Source organism: Hymenobacter daeguensis (assembly GCF_054780555.1).
Window position 1 is genome coordinate 1 of record NZ_BAAGWC010000032.1, and the last position, 16,628, is coordinate 16,628.

Sequence of the window (16,628 nt, forward strand, 5' to 3'; positions counted from 1 at the left end):
TTTTATTTTCCGTCGTTTCGCTTTTCAATCCGTTTCCGCCTCCTGTCGAAGCGGGGTGCAAAGGTAAGAAGCTTTTCTGATGAACCAAGCGAGGAAATAAATTTATTATTCGCTTTGATTCGTTGCCCGCCTCCGTTCGATTTGGGAGTGCAAAAGTAGCTGGTTTTTCTGGAAACACAAGCAGGAGGCTGAAATATTTGCTTGAATTACGTGCAGAAAGGTTTCGGGGAATTGACTGGGTGGTTGGAGGTGGGAGTAATGGCGCTGAGACACATTATATTGAGGGGTTAAAACTTGGTATGAGCCTGCTATGACTGATTATGCTATTCCTTCGAAACCTGTGTTGAAGAAGGCGCTGACGGCGCTGCAATTGTGGGCGGTAGGGGTGGGGTTAGTAATATCGGGGGAATATTTTGGGTGGAATTATGGCTGGGCGGCGGCAGGGCCGGTGGGTTTTTTGGTGGCTACGCTGGTGGTGACGGTGCTTTATGTTACGTTTATCTTCAGCTTCACGGAGCTGACGACGGCGATTCCGCAGGCGGGCGGGCCTTTTGCTTACTCGTTTCGGGCGTTTGGGCAGTGGGGCGGGTTCGTGGCGGGATATGCGACGCTGGTGGAATTTCTGTTTACCCCGCCGGCAATTGCGTTTGCGCTGGGGAGCTATGGGCATTTTCTGTGTCCGCAGTTGCCAGTGCTTTACACGGCTTTGGGATGCTATGTGGTTTTTACCCTGGTGAATTTGTTGGGGATAAAGGAATCGGCCAACTTTCTGCTGGTGGTGACGGTGCTGGCGGTGGCGGAACTCCTATTATATATGGGACTGCTGGTGCCGCATTTCAAGGTGGCAACCTTTCTGGCGCATCCGGTGCCGGTGCGGGCGGCGGGGGTGTTTGCGGCGTTGCCGTTTGCCATTTGGTTTTACCTGGCCATTGAGGGGGTGGCGCTGGTGGCGGAGGAAGTAGCTGACCCGCGCCGGACTATTCCGAAAGGTTATGGCTATGGAATGCTGACGCTGGTGGGGCTGGCACTGGGCGTGATGGTGATTACGGGCGGCGCTACCGACTGGCGGCGGCTGCAAAACTTGGACTACCCACTGCCGGAAGCGTTGGGGATGGTGCTGGGCAAGGCAAACGCATGGACCAAGTTTTTTGCCGGCATTGGGCTGTTTGGGCTGGTGGCTTCGTTTCACGGCGCGATAGTGGGGTATTCGCGGCAGCTGTTTGCGCTGGCGCGGAGTGGGTTTCTGCCAGCGGGACTGGCGCGGCTGAATGCCCGGCAGACGCCACATCGGGCGCTGGTGGTGGGTGGCGGGGTGGGATGCCTGGCGCTACTTAGTGGGCGAACGGACCAGATTATTACGCTAGCGGTGCTGGGCGCGCTGGTGATGTATGTGCTGAGCATGCTGAGCTTGTTTGCCTTGCGACGGCAGGAGCCGGAGCTGGTGCGGCCGTTTGCGGTGCCGGGCTACCCGGTGGTGCCGTTGGTGGCGTTGGGGCTGGCGCTGGGATGTCTGGGGGCGCTGGTGTATTACAATTTGGTGCTGAGTGGCGTATTTATGGCCGGAATGCTGGGATTGGGACTGCTTTACCGGCTGTGGGGGGCAGGCCCACTACCGGAGGATTAGCTTCAATGCGTGGCAAGACGCACCTTCATCATTAACGATACCGACGCGGATGGCTTACCGACACGTTATTGGCCAGCGGGCTTATGTATTTGCCGATTTGAAGACGCTGCTGGCGCGGGCCACGCCGTTGCGCTCCGGAGACGTGCTGGCCGGAGTAGCGGCCGCTACCTATGAGGAGCGAGTGGCGGCCCAGATGACGCTGGCCGACGTGCCGCTGCGCAATTTCCTGAACGAGGCGCTGGTGCCGTATGAGCAGGACGAAGTGACGCGCCTGATACTGGACGTGCACGATGCGGCAGCATTCAGCCGCATCGGTCATTTTACGGTGGGGCAGCTGCGGGACTGGCTGGTATCGGAGGGGGCAGATGGCATGGCGCTGCAGGAACTGGCACCGGGGCTGACGCCCGAAATGGTGGCGGCGGTTTCGAAGCTGATGCGCAACCAGGAGCTGATTGCGGTGGCGCGGCGCTGTGAGGTGATTACCAAGTTTCGGAACACGCTGGGCCTGCGGGGGCGATTGGCCACGCGCTTGCAACCCAACCACCCAACGGACGACCCCCGCGGCATTGCGGCCAGTATGATTGATGGGCTATTATATGGAAGTGGCGATGCCGTTATCGGCATCAACCCGGCGACGGACAATGTGCGGGCGGTGAGCAACCTGCTGCATTTGCTGGATGCCGTGCGCGAGCAGTATGCGATTCCGACGCAGTCGTGCGTGCTATGCCATGTAACCACTACGCTGCAGCTCATTGAGCAGAAGGCGCCGGTGGATTTGGCCTTTCAGTCGATTGCGGGCACGGAGGCGGCCAATGCGAGCTTTGGCATTAGCCTGGAAATGCTGCGCGAGGCGCAAGAAGCCACATTGGCGCTGAACCGGGGCACGCTGGGCCGGAACGTGATGTATTTCGAAACCGGCCAGGGCAGCGCACTCTCGGCCAATGCCCACCACGGCCTCGACCAGCAGACCTGTGAGGCGCGGGCCTACGCCGTGGCCCGGCAGTTTGCGCCGCTGCTGGTGAATTCGGTGGTGGGCTTTATCGGGCCGGAATACCTCTATAATGGCAAGCAGATTATCCGGGCGGCGCTGGAAGACCATTTCTGTGGGAAGCTGCTGGGCCTGCCGATGGGCATGGACGTGTGCTACACCAACCACGCCGAAGCCGATGAAGACGACATGGACACGCTGCTGACGCTGCTGGGCGTGGCAGGCTGCAACTTCATCATGGGCATTCCGGGGGCCGACGACATCATGCTCAACTACCAATCGACGTCATTCCACGACGCCTTATATATAAGGAGTGTGCTGGGGCTGCGGCCGGCTCCGGAATTTGAAAGCTGGCTGACGCAACAGGGCATTTTCGATTCGGCAAACCGCCTGCTGCCCGCGGCAGCGGCTTCGGGCTTGCTCCGGCAATTGCCGGCCGCCCTTCGCTGACCAGACATCCCGACTACCATACCCTAATATATCAGGTGTTGCACATGACTGATTCCGTTGCATTGCCAAACCCTGACGGTCCTGAGGCCGACCCGTGGGCTGCGCTGAGCGCTTTCACGGCAGCCCGCATTGCGCTGGGACGTAGCGGCCACAGCGTGCCCCTGCGGGAGGCGCTGGCTTTCCGGCTGGCGCATGCCCATGCGCGGGATGCTGTGTATTCGGTGCTGGATGTGGAGGCTCTCCAGGTTCGGCTGGCGGGGCTCCAGGTAGCGACGGAAAGCGTGAGCAGCCAGGTGAAAAACCGGCAGGAATACCTGCTCCGGCCCGATTGGGGCCGCCGCCTGGATGAGGCATCGCAGCGGGCTGTGGCAGCGCTGCCGACGGCGGGCAATGACGTAGCCATCGTGCTGGCCGATGGATTGTCGGCAACGGCGGTGAATGAACATGCGCTGCCTTTGCTGGAACTGTTGCTGCCCCAACTGCGCCGGGCCGGCTTGCCAGTGGGGCCGGTGGTGCTGGCCCGGCAGGCGCGGGTGGCGCTGGGCGATGAGATAGGCGGGCAACTGCGTGCGCAGCTGGTGCTGGTGCTCATTGGGGAAAGGCCGGGCCTGAGCTCACCCAACAGCCTGGGGGCCTACCTCACCTATGCGCCCCGGCCGGGGCTAACCGATGAGGCCCGCAACTGCGTATCCAACATTCGGCCGGAAGGACTGCCGTATCCGGCAGCGGCGGCGAAGCTGTTTTACCTGATGCACGAAGCTTTGCGGCGCCGGCTATCCGGGGTGGGCTTGAAAGACGAGCACGACCTGCTGCCGGGTTAACGACTAGGCAATATGACGGGATTGCGTTCGGCCGCCGACCCGTAGCGGTTATTTGTGGCCGATACGTGGTGTAACAGAGGAGCTTGAGCAGAAAATATGGCTGTGAGATTCTGGCTAAATAATGGCCTTACGGGTGTTTGTGATTGGACTGATTTAATTTATTTTCCTAAACAAACAGGATAATATTATATTATTAGTACATTTATAAAAAAAATAGGAATTATAATGACTAGCTCCTTCCCTTTTTATTCGGCTGAGCCCGAAGCCAGTGGCCCAAGCTTGTACCACACCCATCCCCGGTGTCGGATTGCGAATAGCATTGCTGAAAATGCACGGGTTCTGGGGATTGGGACCGGACGGAGCGAGTGCCCGTTCTGCTTTATGCTCGGACAGTTTCAGGTAAATCGGGCACTGCGCGGACATCATTTTACGGGGTTGGGAAATGAAGCAACGGCTCAGCCGGTTGGCGCAGCGCGAAAGAACCCGGCTTCCTGACCGTCGGCCAACGGAGAAAACCGCTGCATCTGCAAATACAGGCGGCACCGGACTGAGTAGGCGCACCGCCTTTGCACCGGCCGGCATGGGATAGTTTGGGTGCAGGGCCGTTTCTTTGTGCGCCCGGCGGGCCACTTTCGTTGGGGGTTTATTGGAAAGCCTGGCTTCCACTCCTGATATGATGGCACTGCTTGAAGTGACGAATGACCGCCTGGCGCGGCAGTTTATTGAATTGCCGGCGCGGTTGCATGGCGCGGTGCCACAGTACATCGGGCCGCTGGAAAACGAAGAGGAAGCGGTATTTGACCCGGCTAAAAATCCGAAATTCAAGAATGGAGAGCTGGTGCGCTGGGTGCTGACGGATGCCACCGGAGCGGCAGTCGGCCGGATTGCGGCTTTCCTGAACCGCGACGCGCCCGACGTGCAGAACGCTGAGCTGCCCACGGGCGGGGTGGGGTTTTTCGAGTGCATCGATGACCAGTCGGCGGCCAACCAGCTGTTTGACGCGGGCCGGCAGTGGCTGGCAGCAAGGGGGATGCAGGCCATGGACGGCCCCATCAACTTCGGGGAGCGGGACCGGTTTTGGGGCGTGCAGACGGATGGCTTCGAGTTCCCGCCCAACTACGGGATGTTCTGGCACCCGCCGTACTACCAAGCATTATTCGAAAGCTATGGGTTTCAGCTGTATTTCAAGCAGTACACCTGCTATCTGAGCTCTTTTCACCCGTTCCACCACACGTTTGCCAAGCGGGCCCTGGAGCTGGATGCCGAGGGCTACCGCTTCGGCTACGCCAGCAAGAGCGACCCGGAAAAGCTGGCCCACGACTTTCATCACATCTACAACCTGGCCTGGGGCAGCCATGCGGGCGTAGCCGGTATGAGCCTGGAACAGGCCCGGAAAATAGTGAAGGAAATGAAGCCCGTGATGGACGAGCGCCTGCTCTGGTTCACGTACTACGGCGACGAGCCAGTGGCCTTTTTCCTGGGCTTGCCGGAGCTGAACCAGATTTTTAAGCACGTGGGGCGGCGGCTCAATTTGCTGGGTAAAATCCGCTTCCTGTGGGCGCAATGGCGCTTTATGCGCCGGTCCGACAAGAAGGCGCTGGGCATTATCTACGGCGTGGTGCCGGCCCACCAGGGCAAGGGCGTGGACGTGGCCATGGTGACGCGGGCGCAGGTGGTGTACCAGAGCTCGGGCTACGAGGGCATTGAAATGAACTGGATTGGCGACTTCAACCCCAAGATGCTGGCCACGGTGCGGGCCATTGGCGGGCGCACGCGCAAAACGCACTTCACGTACCGGTTTCTGTTCGACCGGGAGCGGGAATTCAAGCGCTATCCGATAATCCGTTAGAACGGGTAGCCAATGGCCAGATTGAGGCGGCCCGTGGTGCTGGTGGGCGTGCCCGACGGTGCGCGCAGCGGCACGGCGTAGTCGAAGCGGATGACGAAAAACTGCACGTCGATGCGAATGCCGGCCCCGGCGCCCACGGCCAGCTGGTTGAGAAAGGAGCTGGCCTTGAACTGCCCACCGGGCCGGTCAGGGTCGTCGTTGACCAGCCAGATGTTGCCGGCATCCATAAACACGGCCCCTTTCACGTACGGAAACAGGTCCTGCCGGTACTCCACGTTGCCTTCGAGGCGGATGTCGCCGACCTGGTCGTAGAAGCTGTTGGCCGTCTGGGCTTCGGTCTGGGGCACGTAGGTGCCGGGCCCGATGCCCCGGGCGGCAAAGGCCCGCACGCTGTTGGGGCCGCCGATGCCGTACTGCTTGGGGTAGGGGAGTACGCGCGAGTTGCCGTACGGATTGCCGATGCCGGCCAGCAACCGGGCCACAATGCGGTTGCCGGAAGTCGGGTCGGGGCTGATGCGGTAGTACTCCCGAAGTTCCAGGTCGAGCTTGAGGTACTGGCTATATTCCTGGCCCAGAATGGTATTGCCGCCCGACGGGCCCTTGGGCGTGCCGATGGACGTGGCAATGGCCTGCGCCACGTTGCCGCTGGCTTCTACCTGGCCGCTGAAGTAAATCTGCTGGCGGCGCTGCTCCAGCACCTGCTGGTTGTAGGTGTAGCGGTAGCTGCTGGCCAGAATAAACTGCTGCTGGAAGGCGCTGCGCAGATAGGGCCGCGCATCCAGAATCCTGGTAAAGGTGTCGGTGGGCGCAAACTGAACGTAGGTAATGTCAATCGGCTTGATTTCCTGCTCGTTGGTAATCTTGGTTTTAAATGAGTAGCCGTAGTTCAGGTTGAAGAAGTTCTGACTGAAGAAGTTGGCCCGCGTCACGGTTCGCACCCCGGCCCCGATGGTGGTGCGCGGCTGGAAGTCGGAGTTGGGCAGGTGCACATCGAGCAGGGGCAGGTGCGGCACCACCAAGCGCGGAATCAGCATCTGGGCATTGAGGCCGTACTCGTAGCTGGTGAGGCCGAGGGCGCCGTTGCCGTTGCCGGTCTGCGTTTCGGTGGAAGCTACTGCATTCACAATCAGCTGCTCGGCGCCGCGCAGGGCCGAGCGGTTGCGGAAGCTCACGTTGAGCGCCGGACCGGTGAAGCCGTTGGTTTTGCTGGCCAGCTGCACTTCGGCCCGCAGGCTTTTCTTCTTGAGCTGGGTCATCAGCACGTCGGCGTCGAGGCGGGAGCGCAGGCCGACCGAGCTGCTGGAGCTCCTGGCCGTGCCGGCCGGCACGGCCACGGCCGAGTCGCCGGCCGCCGCGGGGCGAAAGCGGATTTCGACGAAGCGGAACGTGCCCAGGCTCATGAGGCGGCTCAGGGTCTGGTCGCGGCGGTGGCGGCGGTAGAGGCTGTCGGGGTAGAGAAAGGTGGCGCGGGTAATGGCCTGCGCCTTAAACACTTCCTCGTCGGGAAAATACTGGTAGCCCTGATACAGAATGGGCTTGCGCATGGTGGTGTCGGTCAGCACGTAGTTGGTGTTGAGCTTCACCTGGTCGAGCCAGTAGGGGCGCAGGGCCTTGGCCGGCGCGGTGGGCTTGATGCGCAGGTCAACAGTGGCCTTGTGGTCGAGGGTGCTATCGACCTGAAACAGAATATAATCGGGGGCGAAGTAGTAGTAGCCCTGCTCCTTGAGCGCCGCGTCGATGCGGACCCGCTCGGCGGTGAGGGTATTCAGGTTGTAGGCATCGCCCACTTTCAGCAGGCTCTGGGGCTGCGTGGCCCGAATGGCCGCATCGACCAGGGTGTCGCGCTTCGGAAAATTGACCTGCGTGAAGCGGTACACGTAGCCCGGCATGGCCGTGTAGTCGACCTGCGCGGTTTTATCCTGTTTTTTTACCTCGTAAGTAGTGGTGCCGTTGAAAAAGCCGTTGTTGCGCAGGCGGTTGGTCATCAGGTCGCGGGTGGCCGCTATTTTAACCTGCGAGAGCAGCACCGGCGCTTCGCCGAACTTGTCGGCCAGGGTTTTGCCCAGGCCCTTGGTTTTGCCCACGCCCATGTGCCAGAAGTAAAGCTTGGGCCGCAGCCCCAGCAGGGAAGCGTTGGGCTTGGGGCGTACCACCGATTCCAACTCGGTCTGCAGGGCCGCCTGGTTGTTCACCTTCTCGCTGGTAGGCGGCTTGATGATGACCTTGCTGCCGGTGTAGAGCTTTTCGCCCTCGGGCACAAATTTCAACCCGGAGCACGAAGCCAGGGCCAGCAGAAAGGCGACGCCAGCCAGCCGGCGCACCATGGAAGAACGGAGGGAAATCAAATCGATAACAAAAGGCAAATCGGTGAAACGATGACGCGGACGGGCGGGCGGTGGCAGCTGGCTCATTTGGTTTTGCTGCTATCGGCCCGGGCGGTGGGGGCGGTCTGAGTGGAGTCTTTCTCGGCTTTCTTATCGGCCTTTTCTTCTTTGCGCTGTCGCTTGCGGTCGGCTTTTACTTCGGCCGGCACTTTGGCAAACAGCTCCTGCAGGTTGTTGTACTCGCGTTGGAAAACCAGGGCGGCGCCGGTCTTTATGAGCTGGCCATCAATGTCTTCGTAGGCATTCTGGCGGAAGGCCCGCAGGCGCAGGCGACCATCGCGCAGAATGGTGTACTCGATGCTGACGTCGCCGGCGAAGTTGCTGGCCGCGCTGCTGCCCTGCGTGGCGTTGGTGCCGGGCGTGCCACTCAGCGGAATGTCGGTGCCGAGCCGGACAGACAGGCGGTTGTTGAGGAACTGACGGCGCACAGCCACGTTCAGGTCGGTGCGGCTTTTGGCGGTGCCGGTGCTGTAGTCGGCCTGGTTGGTCACGCCCAGGTCCACGCCCAGGCCGGAGAGGTACTTGCCGGTCAGGTTCTGGAGCTGGTCGGTGAGCACGGCGCTAGCCGAGCCGCGCAGCTGCGTGGCCACAAAGCTTTCGCTGGCGCTGCTCTGGAAGGGATTCTGCTGCAGGAAGCGCCCCAGAATCAGTAGCGAAAACACCTGCTTGCTCAGCTCCGAGGTCTGGTTGGGCTGGCGCAACTGGGCCAGCTTGGCTTCCACCTGCCCGCTGAGGGTGCCGCGCTGATTCTCGGGCAAGGTGATGTCGAACCCAATCAGCGGCTTGCTGAGCTGTTCCGTCACATTCAGCAGCACGTTGAAGGGAAGGCGGTTGCGGGCCACGGTGTTGGCCGTGACATCGTCGAGGCCTTGGTTGGCCAGCAGGTCGGCGGGCGCGGCCTCTACCTTGTAAACGGCCGTGATGTTGAGGTCGGCGTTGTAGGGGTCGCCGCTCCAGGTGATGGTGGAGCCGCGGCGGATGATAAAATCGCGCTGGGCCAGGTCGTAGAGCGACAAATGATACTGCCCGCGCGCCACCACCAGCGTACCGCTCAGGGTGATGTTGCCGGTGGGGTCGATGTTGGTGTTGAGGGTGCCGTTGGCCCGCACGCGCAGGTTGTCGCCGCTCACCGGGTCGATGATGACCGTGAAAGGCACCTTGTCGTTCACCGTCACCACGGCCGTGATGTCGTAGCCTGAGGCCGTGCGTACGGTGTCCAGGGCCAGCTGGCGGCTCAGCATGGTATCGAGCGGCGCGCTTTTGTCAATCCACTGCACGATGCCTTCGGTATCGACCTTGCTGGGGTCGGCCGAGGGCGACTCGATGGTGAGCTTGGAGCCTTCGTCCACGTTCACCGTGGTGTTGATTTTGAGCAGCTCCAGCGGGCCGGTCAGGCGCGTATTGGAGTCGATGATGGCCTTGCCGTAGAACAGCGGGTTGTTCTTGCGGGTGCTGTTGATGGCAATGAAGTTGTCGGTGGTCGCCGTGAGGTCGAAGGCGTAGTTGACGAAGTCCCTGGTCAGCAGATGGCCGTTGGCTACGGCTTTATTCGAAGCCGAATCCAGCACCGTGAAATTATCGAAGGCAATGCCCTGCGCATCAAACGTCAGCGACTGGTCGGGCAGGCGGTAGAGGGCGCCCAGCTGCGTCACGGCAAAGGCCGCATCGGGCGAGGTCGTGAGCGTGCCCCGCACAATGGGAGCCGAGGGCGCGCCCGTCAGGCTCAGCTGGCCCTGCACGTAGCCAGCCGAGCGCTGCAGCTGTCCTGCCGAGAAAGCCTGTGCCAGCTGCAGCAGCAGGCGCTGGGCGTTGATGGTGAGGTGCAGCGGCGCGGCCTCGTTGGCCTGGTAGTAGCCGGTCACGCGCACGTCGTTGCCGGCCCCGCCCACGCTGCCGGCCTGGCCGCCGGTCAGGCGCATATCTACATCGTAGCGGCTGGGCGCGGGGTTGGTGGCATTTACGGCAATGTCGCCGATGAGGGCTTTCTGAAACACCAGGTTTTTGATGGTCGCATCGGCCGTGAAGGCCTGGTTGGGTTTGCCCAGGTTGTCGATGCGGGCCGTGCCGTTGAGGTTGCCGGCCACCAGCGAATCCTGCTGCTGCACGATTTTGGCCAGCTCGGCCAGCTCGAAATTGCTGAACGTGACGCCCAGCGGCGAGGTCCGCACCTGCGGGTTCTGGCTTTGCAGGGCCAGGGTGCTGCGGCCGTTGGTGAGGTTGAGGCCGTTGGCTACGACTTCGCCGGTGGGGTAGTAGCGCACGAAGTTGTTGGCGCCCGCCGTCCAGTTCTCGTAGTTGATAACCTGCTCCGGCGCGGCCTGGAACTCGTACACCACGCTGCTGCCCCGGCCGCCGCCCTGGGCCAGAGCCTGCAAGGTGCCCGCCACCGCCAGCCGCTCCCGGTTGGCCGAGTCGCCGAGGATGGCCACGCGGGTGAACAGCTTGTTGTTGGCCACGTTGCCCACGATGCTGGGGCGGCGCAGCCGTAGCGTGGTATCCTGCGCGGCCCGGGCCATGCGCAGGCCATAATCCAGCTTGTTGGGGTCCGAATCGACGTTCAGGCGCAGCGAGTCAATCCGGTAGTTGGCGTAGCGGATAACCGGGATGCTAGTGTTGGCCGTAAGGCGGGCGGCCTGACGGGAGTAGTCGCCGGCCAGTGTGAAAGGCGAAATCTGCTTCAAATCGGGCACCAGCTTGGTAGCCAGGCGGGCATCTTTCAGCCGCAGCGAGTAGGTGAAATGCCGGTCGGCGTTGCTGGCCACGTATTTCACGCCGGGCACGTCGAAGTAGCGGTCGAGGTGCTGCTGCAGCTCGGTGGCCAGGTCGCCGAGGTGTACGTTGCCATCGAGGCTGACATTGGCGATGTCGGAGGTGATGACGGCCAGCGTGCGGTTGGCATTCTGCACGATGCGGCCGTTGAGCGAATCGAGCGGAAATGCCTGGTTATCGCGCACAATCACAATTTTGGTCCCGCTAAACGTGCCGTTAATGGAGTTCAAATCGGCGCCGCGCAGGTTGGCCACCAGGTTGCCCTGCACGCGCAGGTCGCCGCCGGTGTAAAAGCCCAGCGCCGTGAGGTTGGCCCCGCGCAGGTTCAGGCTCGTGACTTCGTAGGTGGGGTTTTTGGCGTCGCGCAGGTTCACCACGGCACTCAGGTCCAGGTTCAGGTTGGGGTCCTGCTTGCTGCTGGCGTTGATGACGTAGCGGTTGCGGTCGAGGTCGACGGTGGCCACCACGCCACGGTAGTTGTAGCCGTTGTAGCGGGCGCTCTGCACCGTGGCGTTCACGCGGCCCACCAGCGTGGCGGGGTCCTGCAAATTGCCGGTGGCATTGATGCGGCCCGACGCCGTGACGCGCCCGATAGATGGATTCTTCAGCAGCTTGCCAAAATCGAACCCACCCACCGCGAAGGTGCCCACCAGCGGCTGACGCCCATTGGCCTGCGCCGCCCCCAGCTTCCCGCTAAAGGCCAGGTCGCCGTAAGTCGAGCGCAGCTTGAGGTTGGTATCAAACGCCAGCGTGGTGGGGCGGCCCCGGAACGTGCCGCTGAGTGCCAGCGTGGGCGGAATGCTGATATTGTTGGGAATGCTGCCCTTGGGCGCCAGGCTGAGAATATCGGCCCGCGTGGTGTGGAAATCCTGAATGTCGAGGTCGGCGTACAGCCGCGAGTCGGTGTTGGGCAGGCCCTGAATGCGGCCGCGCCGGGCCTTCAGCACCGTATTGCGCAGGCCCACAAACTCAAAGTTGCGCACTGTGAAGTCGCCCACGCGGCCGGCAATCTGCCCGTTCAGCAGCACCGACTGGTTGGGGCCGGTATTGAAAGGAGAGGTGCCGGCCAAATCCGGCGCGAGGTACAGAATATCGCGGAAGCCCAGCCGCACATCCCGCAAATCGCCTTCAATTTTCAGATTGGGCAGCTTTTTTACGTCCCCCAGCGCGGCCAGGCTTTCGTAGCCAATGGCCAGCGTGCGCCGGATGCGGGTGTGCGGCGTAATCAAATCGAGGCTGTCGAGGCGAATCTGCACCGAGTCGTACACCACATTGGCTTTCCACGAATCGATGCGGAAGCCGCTTTGCTCCTTGCCGGCCAGGTTGTCGACTTTGCCGGTAGTGCGGTTTTCGGAGTAGCTCAGGTCGCGCGTGTTCAGCACGAGGTCGGTGAAGTGCAGGTGGTTGTAGTCGAGCGCCGGGATGCGCGTCTTCTGCTTGGGCTGGTTGAAGTTGTCGAAGTTCACGGCCAGCCCGCTGATGTCCGACTGGTCGAGCAGCACGCGCCAGCCGGGCGAGGCGGCGGCCTGCCCGGTGGCGGCTTTGGCCTGGTCGGTGGCTTCGTCGAGCTTGCGCACGGCTTCGGCGGGGTTCACCACGCGCTGCTCCACGGGCACCTGCTCGTTCTGGGCGTAGGCGAAGGTGGTGTTTTTGAGGGTGAGCTTGCCGAGGCTCACGCGCTGCCTTTGCAGGTCGATGTCTTTGGCAGTGATGTCGGCCAGGCCAATATTCGTGTTGATGTACTGCGCCGCCGGGTCGTTTTTATAAGTAAACTGCACGCTGTCGAGCGTGGCCTGGTTCAGCCCGAGCTGCAGCGTGAGGGGCTTGGTGGGCTCGGAGTTTTCCACTTCCGGAGCCGTTTTGGTTTGCACCATCACCACGGCGGAGCGGTGCAAAGCGGCTTTATCCACTTTGTAGATGGAGTTATCCACATCCACCTCGTCCATATTGGCGGTGAACTCCCCGATTCTGGCCCGGATGTCGGACCCCGTCACCTGGTCGTTCTGCGTGAAGTAGATGTTGGTGAGCCGGGCCTTGCCGATGTCGTATTTCAGGCCCGAGGACGTTGTATCTACCGGCGCGGTGGGGTCGGTAAAGGCCGCAATGATGAAGTCATAGTTATTCACCGAATCAGGCTCGGTGCGCGTGAGGCGCACGCGGCCGTCGTTCAGCTCCACGTTCGATACGTTGATTTGCTTGTGCAGCAAAGCCCAGATGTCGAGGTCGACGCCGAGGTGGCCGACGGACAGGAGCGTGTCGCGCTGCTGGTCTTCGAGGTACACGCCGTCGAGGTTGATGGCGTGGCGGAAGTCCGTCCGAAACTTCCCGATTCTAACCTCCGTCTTGAGCTTGTCGCGCAGGTAGCCTTCGGCCTTGCCAGCTACAAAATCCTGCCCTGACGGGAACTGAAGGAATATCACCACCCCGACAACGAGCAGCAGCACAAGGGCCAGCAACCCCAGAATCCCGTAAAGAGTACGACGCAGAAAAGTGGACAAAGCAGAGAGTAATTAGCAGCAACACGAAGCAAAGGCAATTACCCAAACGCAGAATAAGCGGCCGGGGTTGGGAAATGACAGGTTTCGCCGCCTGAGCAGTTGATGGTTTGCCGATTCTTATTCTTCTGTTTCCCCTTCTTCATGCCTCATTACAGTCCGGCGCTAACTTGCGCCCCCTAAACTCACCATCCCACCATGATACTACGTTTTTCACTACCCTACCGCACCGTGCCGGGCCAGCGTCTGGCGGTGTGCGGCTCGCATCCCGACCTCGGGGCCTGGCAACCAGCGGCGGCTGCCAACATGTACTACGACGAAGCCACTACCTGCTGGAGCCTGGAGCTGACCGTGCCCGATGCCGCCGGCGAGCTTACCTATAAGTATGTGCTGCGCGACGACCGCACCGGCGGCGAGCAGTGGGAGTTCGGCCCGAACCGCCGCATTGCCTACAACGCCGCCCGCGCACCCCGCCTGCACCTGGCCGACTATTGGCGCACGCCCATGCTGCCCGAAAACGAGCTGCAAACCGCTGCTTTCACCAAAGCCCTGTTCCGCCGCCCCGCCAAAGCCCCGGTAGCCGAAGCGCCCGCCAAAAAGACCAAAGCCCCGGCCAAGAGCAAAGCTGCCAAAGCCGCGGCCGAAGCGCCCGAACCTGGTCCCGGGGCCGCGCCGGCCGCCGGCGAAACGGTTTTCCGGCTCGTCGCCCCGCGCGTAGCTCCGCAGCACGGCCTGTGCGTGCTCGGCTCCGACCCCGCGCTGGGTGCCTGGGACAACACCCGGTGCCTGGTCTTGTCCGATGCCGACTACCCGACCTGGAGCGGCAGCATCACGCTGCAGAACCCCGGCGAGGACTGCCACTACAAATACGCCATGTGGGACCCGGCCGCCGGCCACGCCCTCGACATGGAAGGCGGCGAAAACCGCGTAATTCCTGCCACGCAGGACCATGGCGCCGCCCGCGTGTTCAACGACGAAGCCTACCAGCACTTCGATGCCTGGCGCGGAGCCGGCGTGGCGCTGCCCGTGTTTGCCATGCGCAGCGAGCAGGGCCTCGGGGTAGGGGAGTTCTCCGATTTGAAGCTGCTGACCGACTGGGCCGTGAAAACCGGCCTCAAGCTGGTTCAGATTCTGCCCATCAACGACACCACGGCCACGCACACCTGGGTCGATTCGTACCCGTATGCCGCCATTTCGGTGTTTGCCCTGCACCCGCAGTTCATCCACCTCGAAGGCATCGCCGCGCTCAAGGACAAGAAAGCCGCCAAAGAGCTGGCTGCCCTGAAAGCGGAGCTGAACGCCAAAGACTTCGTAGACTACGAGCCGGTGATGAACGCCAAGTGGAAGTTCCTCAAGCTGCTCTATAAACAGGAGAAAGCCGCTTTCCTGGCCGACCCCGAATACCGCGAGTTCTACGCCAGCCAGGCCAGCTGGCTGGTGCCCTACGCGGCCTTCTCGGCCCTGCGCGACCGGTTCGGCACCGCCGATTTTCAGCAGTGGCCCGCAGAGTTCCGCACCCCGGCTAACGTGGCCGAGCTGACCGCCGAAACCGCCGCCGACTACGACGACTACGGCCTGTTCTTCTTCACCCAGTTCCACCTCGACAAGCAGCTGCGCGCCGCCGTGGCCTACGCTCGTTCCCGGGGCGTGGTGCTGAAGGGCGACCTGCCCATCGGCATCTACCGCCACTCCGTGGATGCCTGGACCCAGCCCGAGCTGTACCACATGGACAGCCAGGCCGGCGCTCCGCCGGACGATTTCTCCACCACCGGCCAGAACTGGCGCTTTCCCACCTACAACTGGCAGCGCATGGCCGAAGACGGCTACCTGTGGTGGAAGCAGCGCATGGGCCACCTCGCCCGCTACTTCGACACCCTGCGCATCGACCACATCCTGGGCTTCTTCCGCATCTGGGAGATGCCCATTGAGTCGGTGGAAGGCCTGCTGGGGCACTTTTCGCCCGCCCTGCCGCTGCACCGCCACGAGATTGAGCAGCGCCTCGGCTGGTTCGACTACTCGCGCCTGTGCGAGCCCTACATCCGCTGGCACATGCTGCAGGATATTTTCCAGGGCGAGGCCCAGAACGTGTTCGACGAGTACATGGACGATGCCAGCTTCGGCCGCATTCACCTCAAGGAGCACGTCAGCGACCAGCGCAGGATTGAAGCCTACATTGCCCAGAAAGTAGCCGACTACCCCGAGCACGCCGAGTACTTCGCCTGGCTGCAAAAAGGCCTGTTTGCCCTGGTAAACGAAGTATTGTTCGTGCCTGCCGGCGACGACTTCTACCACCCGCGCATCACCCTGAACAAAAGCTACTCGTTCCGTGAGCTGGACAGCGACGAAAACCGCCGCCGCCTCTACGACGACATTTACATCGACTTCTTCTTCCGCCGCCACGAAGAATTCTGGCGTCAGCAGGGCTTGGTGAAGCTGCCGCCCGTGCGCTACGCCACCAACATGCTCATCTGCGGCGAAGACCTGGGCATGGTGCCGGCCTCGGTGCCCGGCGTGATGAAGGAGCTGGGCATCCTGGGCCTCAACATCCAGCGCATGCCCTCCGACCCTGCCACCGAGTTCGGCCATCCCGACACCGCGCCCTACCTGAGCGTAGTGACCACCAGCAGCCACGACATGAGCACCGTCCGCGGCTGGTGGGAGGAGGACCGGGTGCGCACCCAGCGCTTCTTCGAAACCACGCTGGGCCACTGGCGCGAGGTGGCCCCGTTCTACTGCGAGCCCTGGGTGGCGCGCGAAATCCTGGTGCAACACCTGCACTCGCCGGCCATGTGGGCCATCTTCCCGCTGCAGGATTTGCTGGCCATCGACAGCCACCTGCGCCGCGCCAACCCGCACGAGGAGCAAATCAACGTGCCCAGCAACCCCACCCACTTCTGGAAGTATCGGCTGCACCTGCCCCTCGAAGAGTTAGTCGATGCCGTCGGCTTCAACGAGCCCCTGCATGGGCTGGTAGCCGCCAGCGGCCGGAGCTAGCCATTGGCTGCTGAGGCATAAAAAAGCCCCTGCATAACGTGCAGGGGCTTTTTTTATGCCCGATTGTCGCAATAGTCTGGCTGCGATGCGTGAGCCGCAATGAGTTGCCATTGCAAGCCAGGCATCAGGCCGAAACCGGCAGCTATATTATTTATTTGTGAAAGTGATATTGAAATATAATTACAATACTACTTTGCTGTAACAGCCGGAAAGGCTCATTCAGGCCCGCGTAATGGCTTAATGGAGGACATGGA

Annotated in this window: 7 protein-coding genes; 5 read left to right on the forward strand and 2 right to left on the reverse strand. The window is 61.9% G+C overall.

The window, feature by feature from the left end:
* The first annotated feature begins 310 nt into the window (after positions 1-310).
* The 4 genes from eat (at position 311) to ACYVHT_RS20810 (ending at position 5,732) form a co-directional block, all read left to right on the forward strand.
* Entirely contained in the window at positions 311-1,624 is a 1,314-nt protein-coding gene (gene eat, locus ACYVHT_RS20795) for an ethanolamine permease (protein WP_460556726.1), read from the forward strand.
* 49 nt (positions 1,625-1,673) lie between these two features.
* Complete coding sequence (locus ACYVHT_RS20800; RefSeq protein ID WP_460556729.1) at positions 1,674-3,062, forward strand: ethanolamine ammonia-lyase subunit EutB; 1,389 nt, start codon at positions 1,674-1,676, stop codon at positions 3,060-3,062.
* Between the two features lie 44 nt (positions 3,063-3,106).
* Positions 3,107-3,883, forward strand: a complete 777-nt coding sequence (eutC, locus tag ACYVHT_RS20805) for an ethanolamine ammonia-lyase subunit EutC (RefSeq protein WP_460556732.1) — start codon at positions 3,107-3,109, stop codon at positions 3,881-3,883.
* A 673-nt stretch (positions 3,884-4,556) separates the two neighbouring features.
* On the forward strand, positions 4,557-5,732 hold the full coding sequence (locus tag ACYVHT_RS20810) for a hypothetical protein (RefSeq protein WP_460556734.1): 1,176 nt from the start codon (positions 4,557-4,559) through the stop codon (positions 5,730-5,732).
* On the opposite strand, the gene tamL is transcribed toward ACYVHT_RS20810, so the two are convergent.
* Positions 5,729-8,077 carry a translocation and assembly module lipoprotein TamL gene (tamL, locus tag ACYVHT_RS20815; RefSeq protein WP_460556737.1) on the reverse strand — a complete coding sequence of 783 codons (2,349 nt, stop codon included), beginning with the start codon at positions 8,075-8,077 and terminating at the stop codon, positions 5,729-5,731. The two genes, ACYVHT_RS20810 and tamL, sit on opposite strands and share 4 nt — an antisense overlap.
* A 62-nt stretch (positions 8,078-8,139) precedes the next feature.
* The gene (locus ACYVHT_RS20820) at positions 8,140-13,383 is read right to left on the reverse strand and encodes a translocation/assembly module TamB domain-containing protein (protein WP_460556740.1); all 5,244 of its coding nucleotides are present in this window, start codon (positions 13,381-13,383) and stop codon (positions 8,140-8,142) included.
* Positions 13,384-13,578: 195 nt separating this feature from the next.
* Between ACYVHT_RS20820 and ACYVHT_RS20825 the strand changes: the two genes are divergently transcribed.
* Positions 13,579-16,374, forward strand: a complete 2,796-nt coding sequence (locus ACYVHT_RS20825) for a 4-alpha-glucanotransferase (RefSeq protein ID WP_460556742.1) — start codon at positions 13,579-13,581, stop codon at positions 16,372-16,374.
* The last annotated feature ends 254 nt before the right edge of the window (positions 16,375-16,628 follow it).

Excerpts from the sequence above, each read along its gene's own strand:
- eat (WP_460556726.1), top strand. The coding sequence starts at position 311 with ATGACTGATTATGCTATTCCTTCGAAACCTGTGTTGAAGAAGGCGCTG.
- ACYVHT_RS20800 (WP_460556729.1), top strand. The coding sequence starts at position 1,674 with ATGGCTTACCGACACGTTATTGGCCAGCGGGCTTATGTATTTGCCGAT.
- eutC (WP_460556732.1), top strand. The coding sequence starts at position 3,107 with ATGACTGATTCCGTTGCATTGCCAAACCCTGACGGTCCTGAGGCCGAC.
- ACYVHT_RS20810 (WP_460556734.1), top strand. The coding sequence starts at position 4,557 with ATGATGGCACTGCTTGAAGTGACGAATGACCGCCTGGCGCGGCAGTTT.
- ACYVHT_RS20825 (WP_460556742.1), top strand. The coding sequence starts at position 13,579 with ATGATACTACGTTTTTCACTACCCTACCGCACCGTGCCGGGCCAGCGT.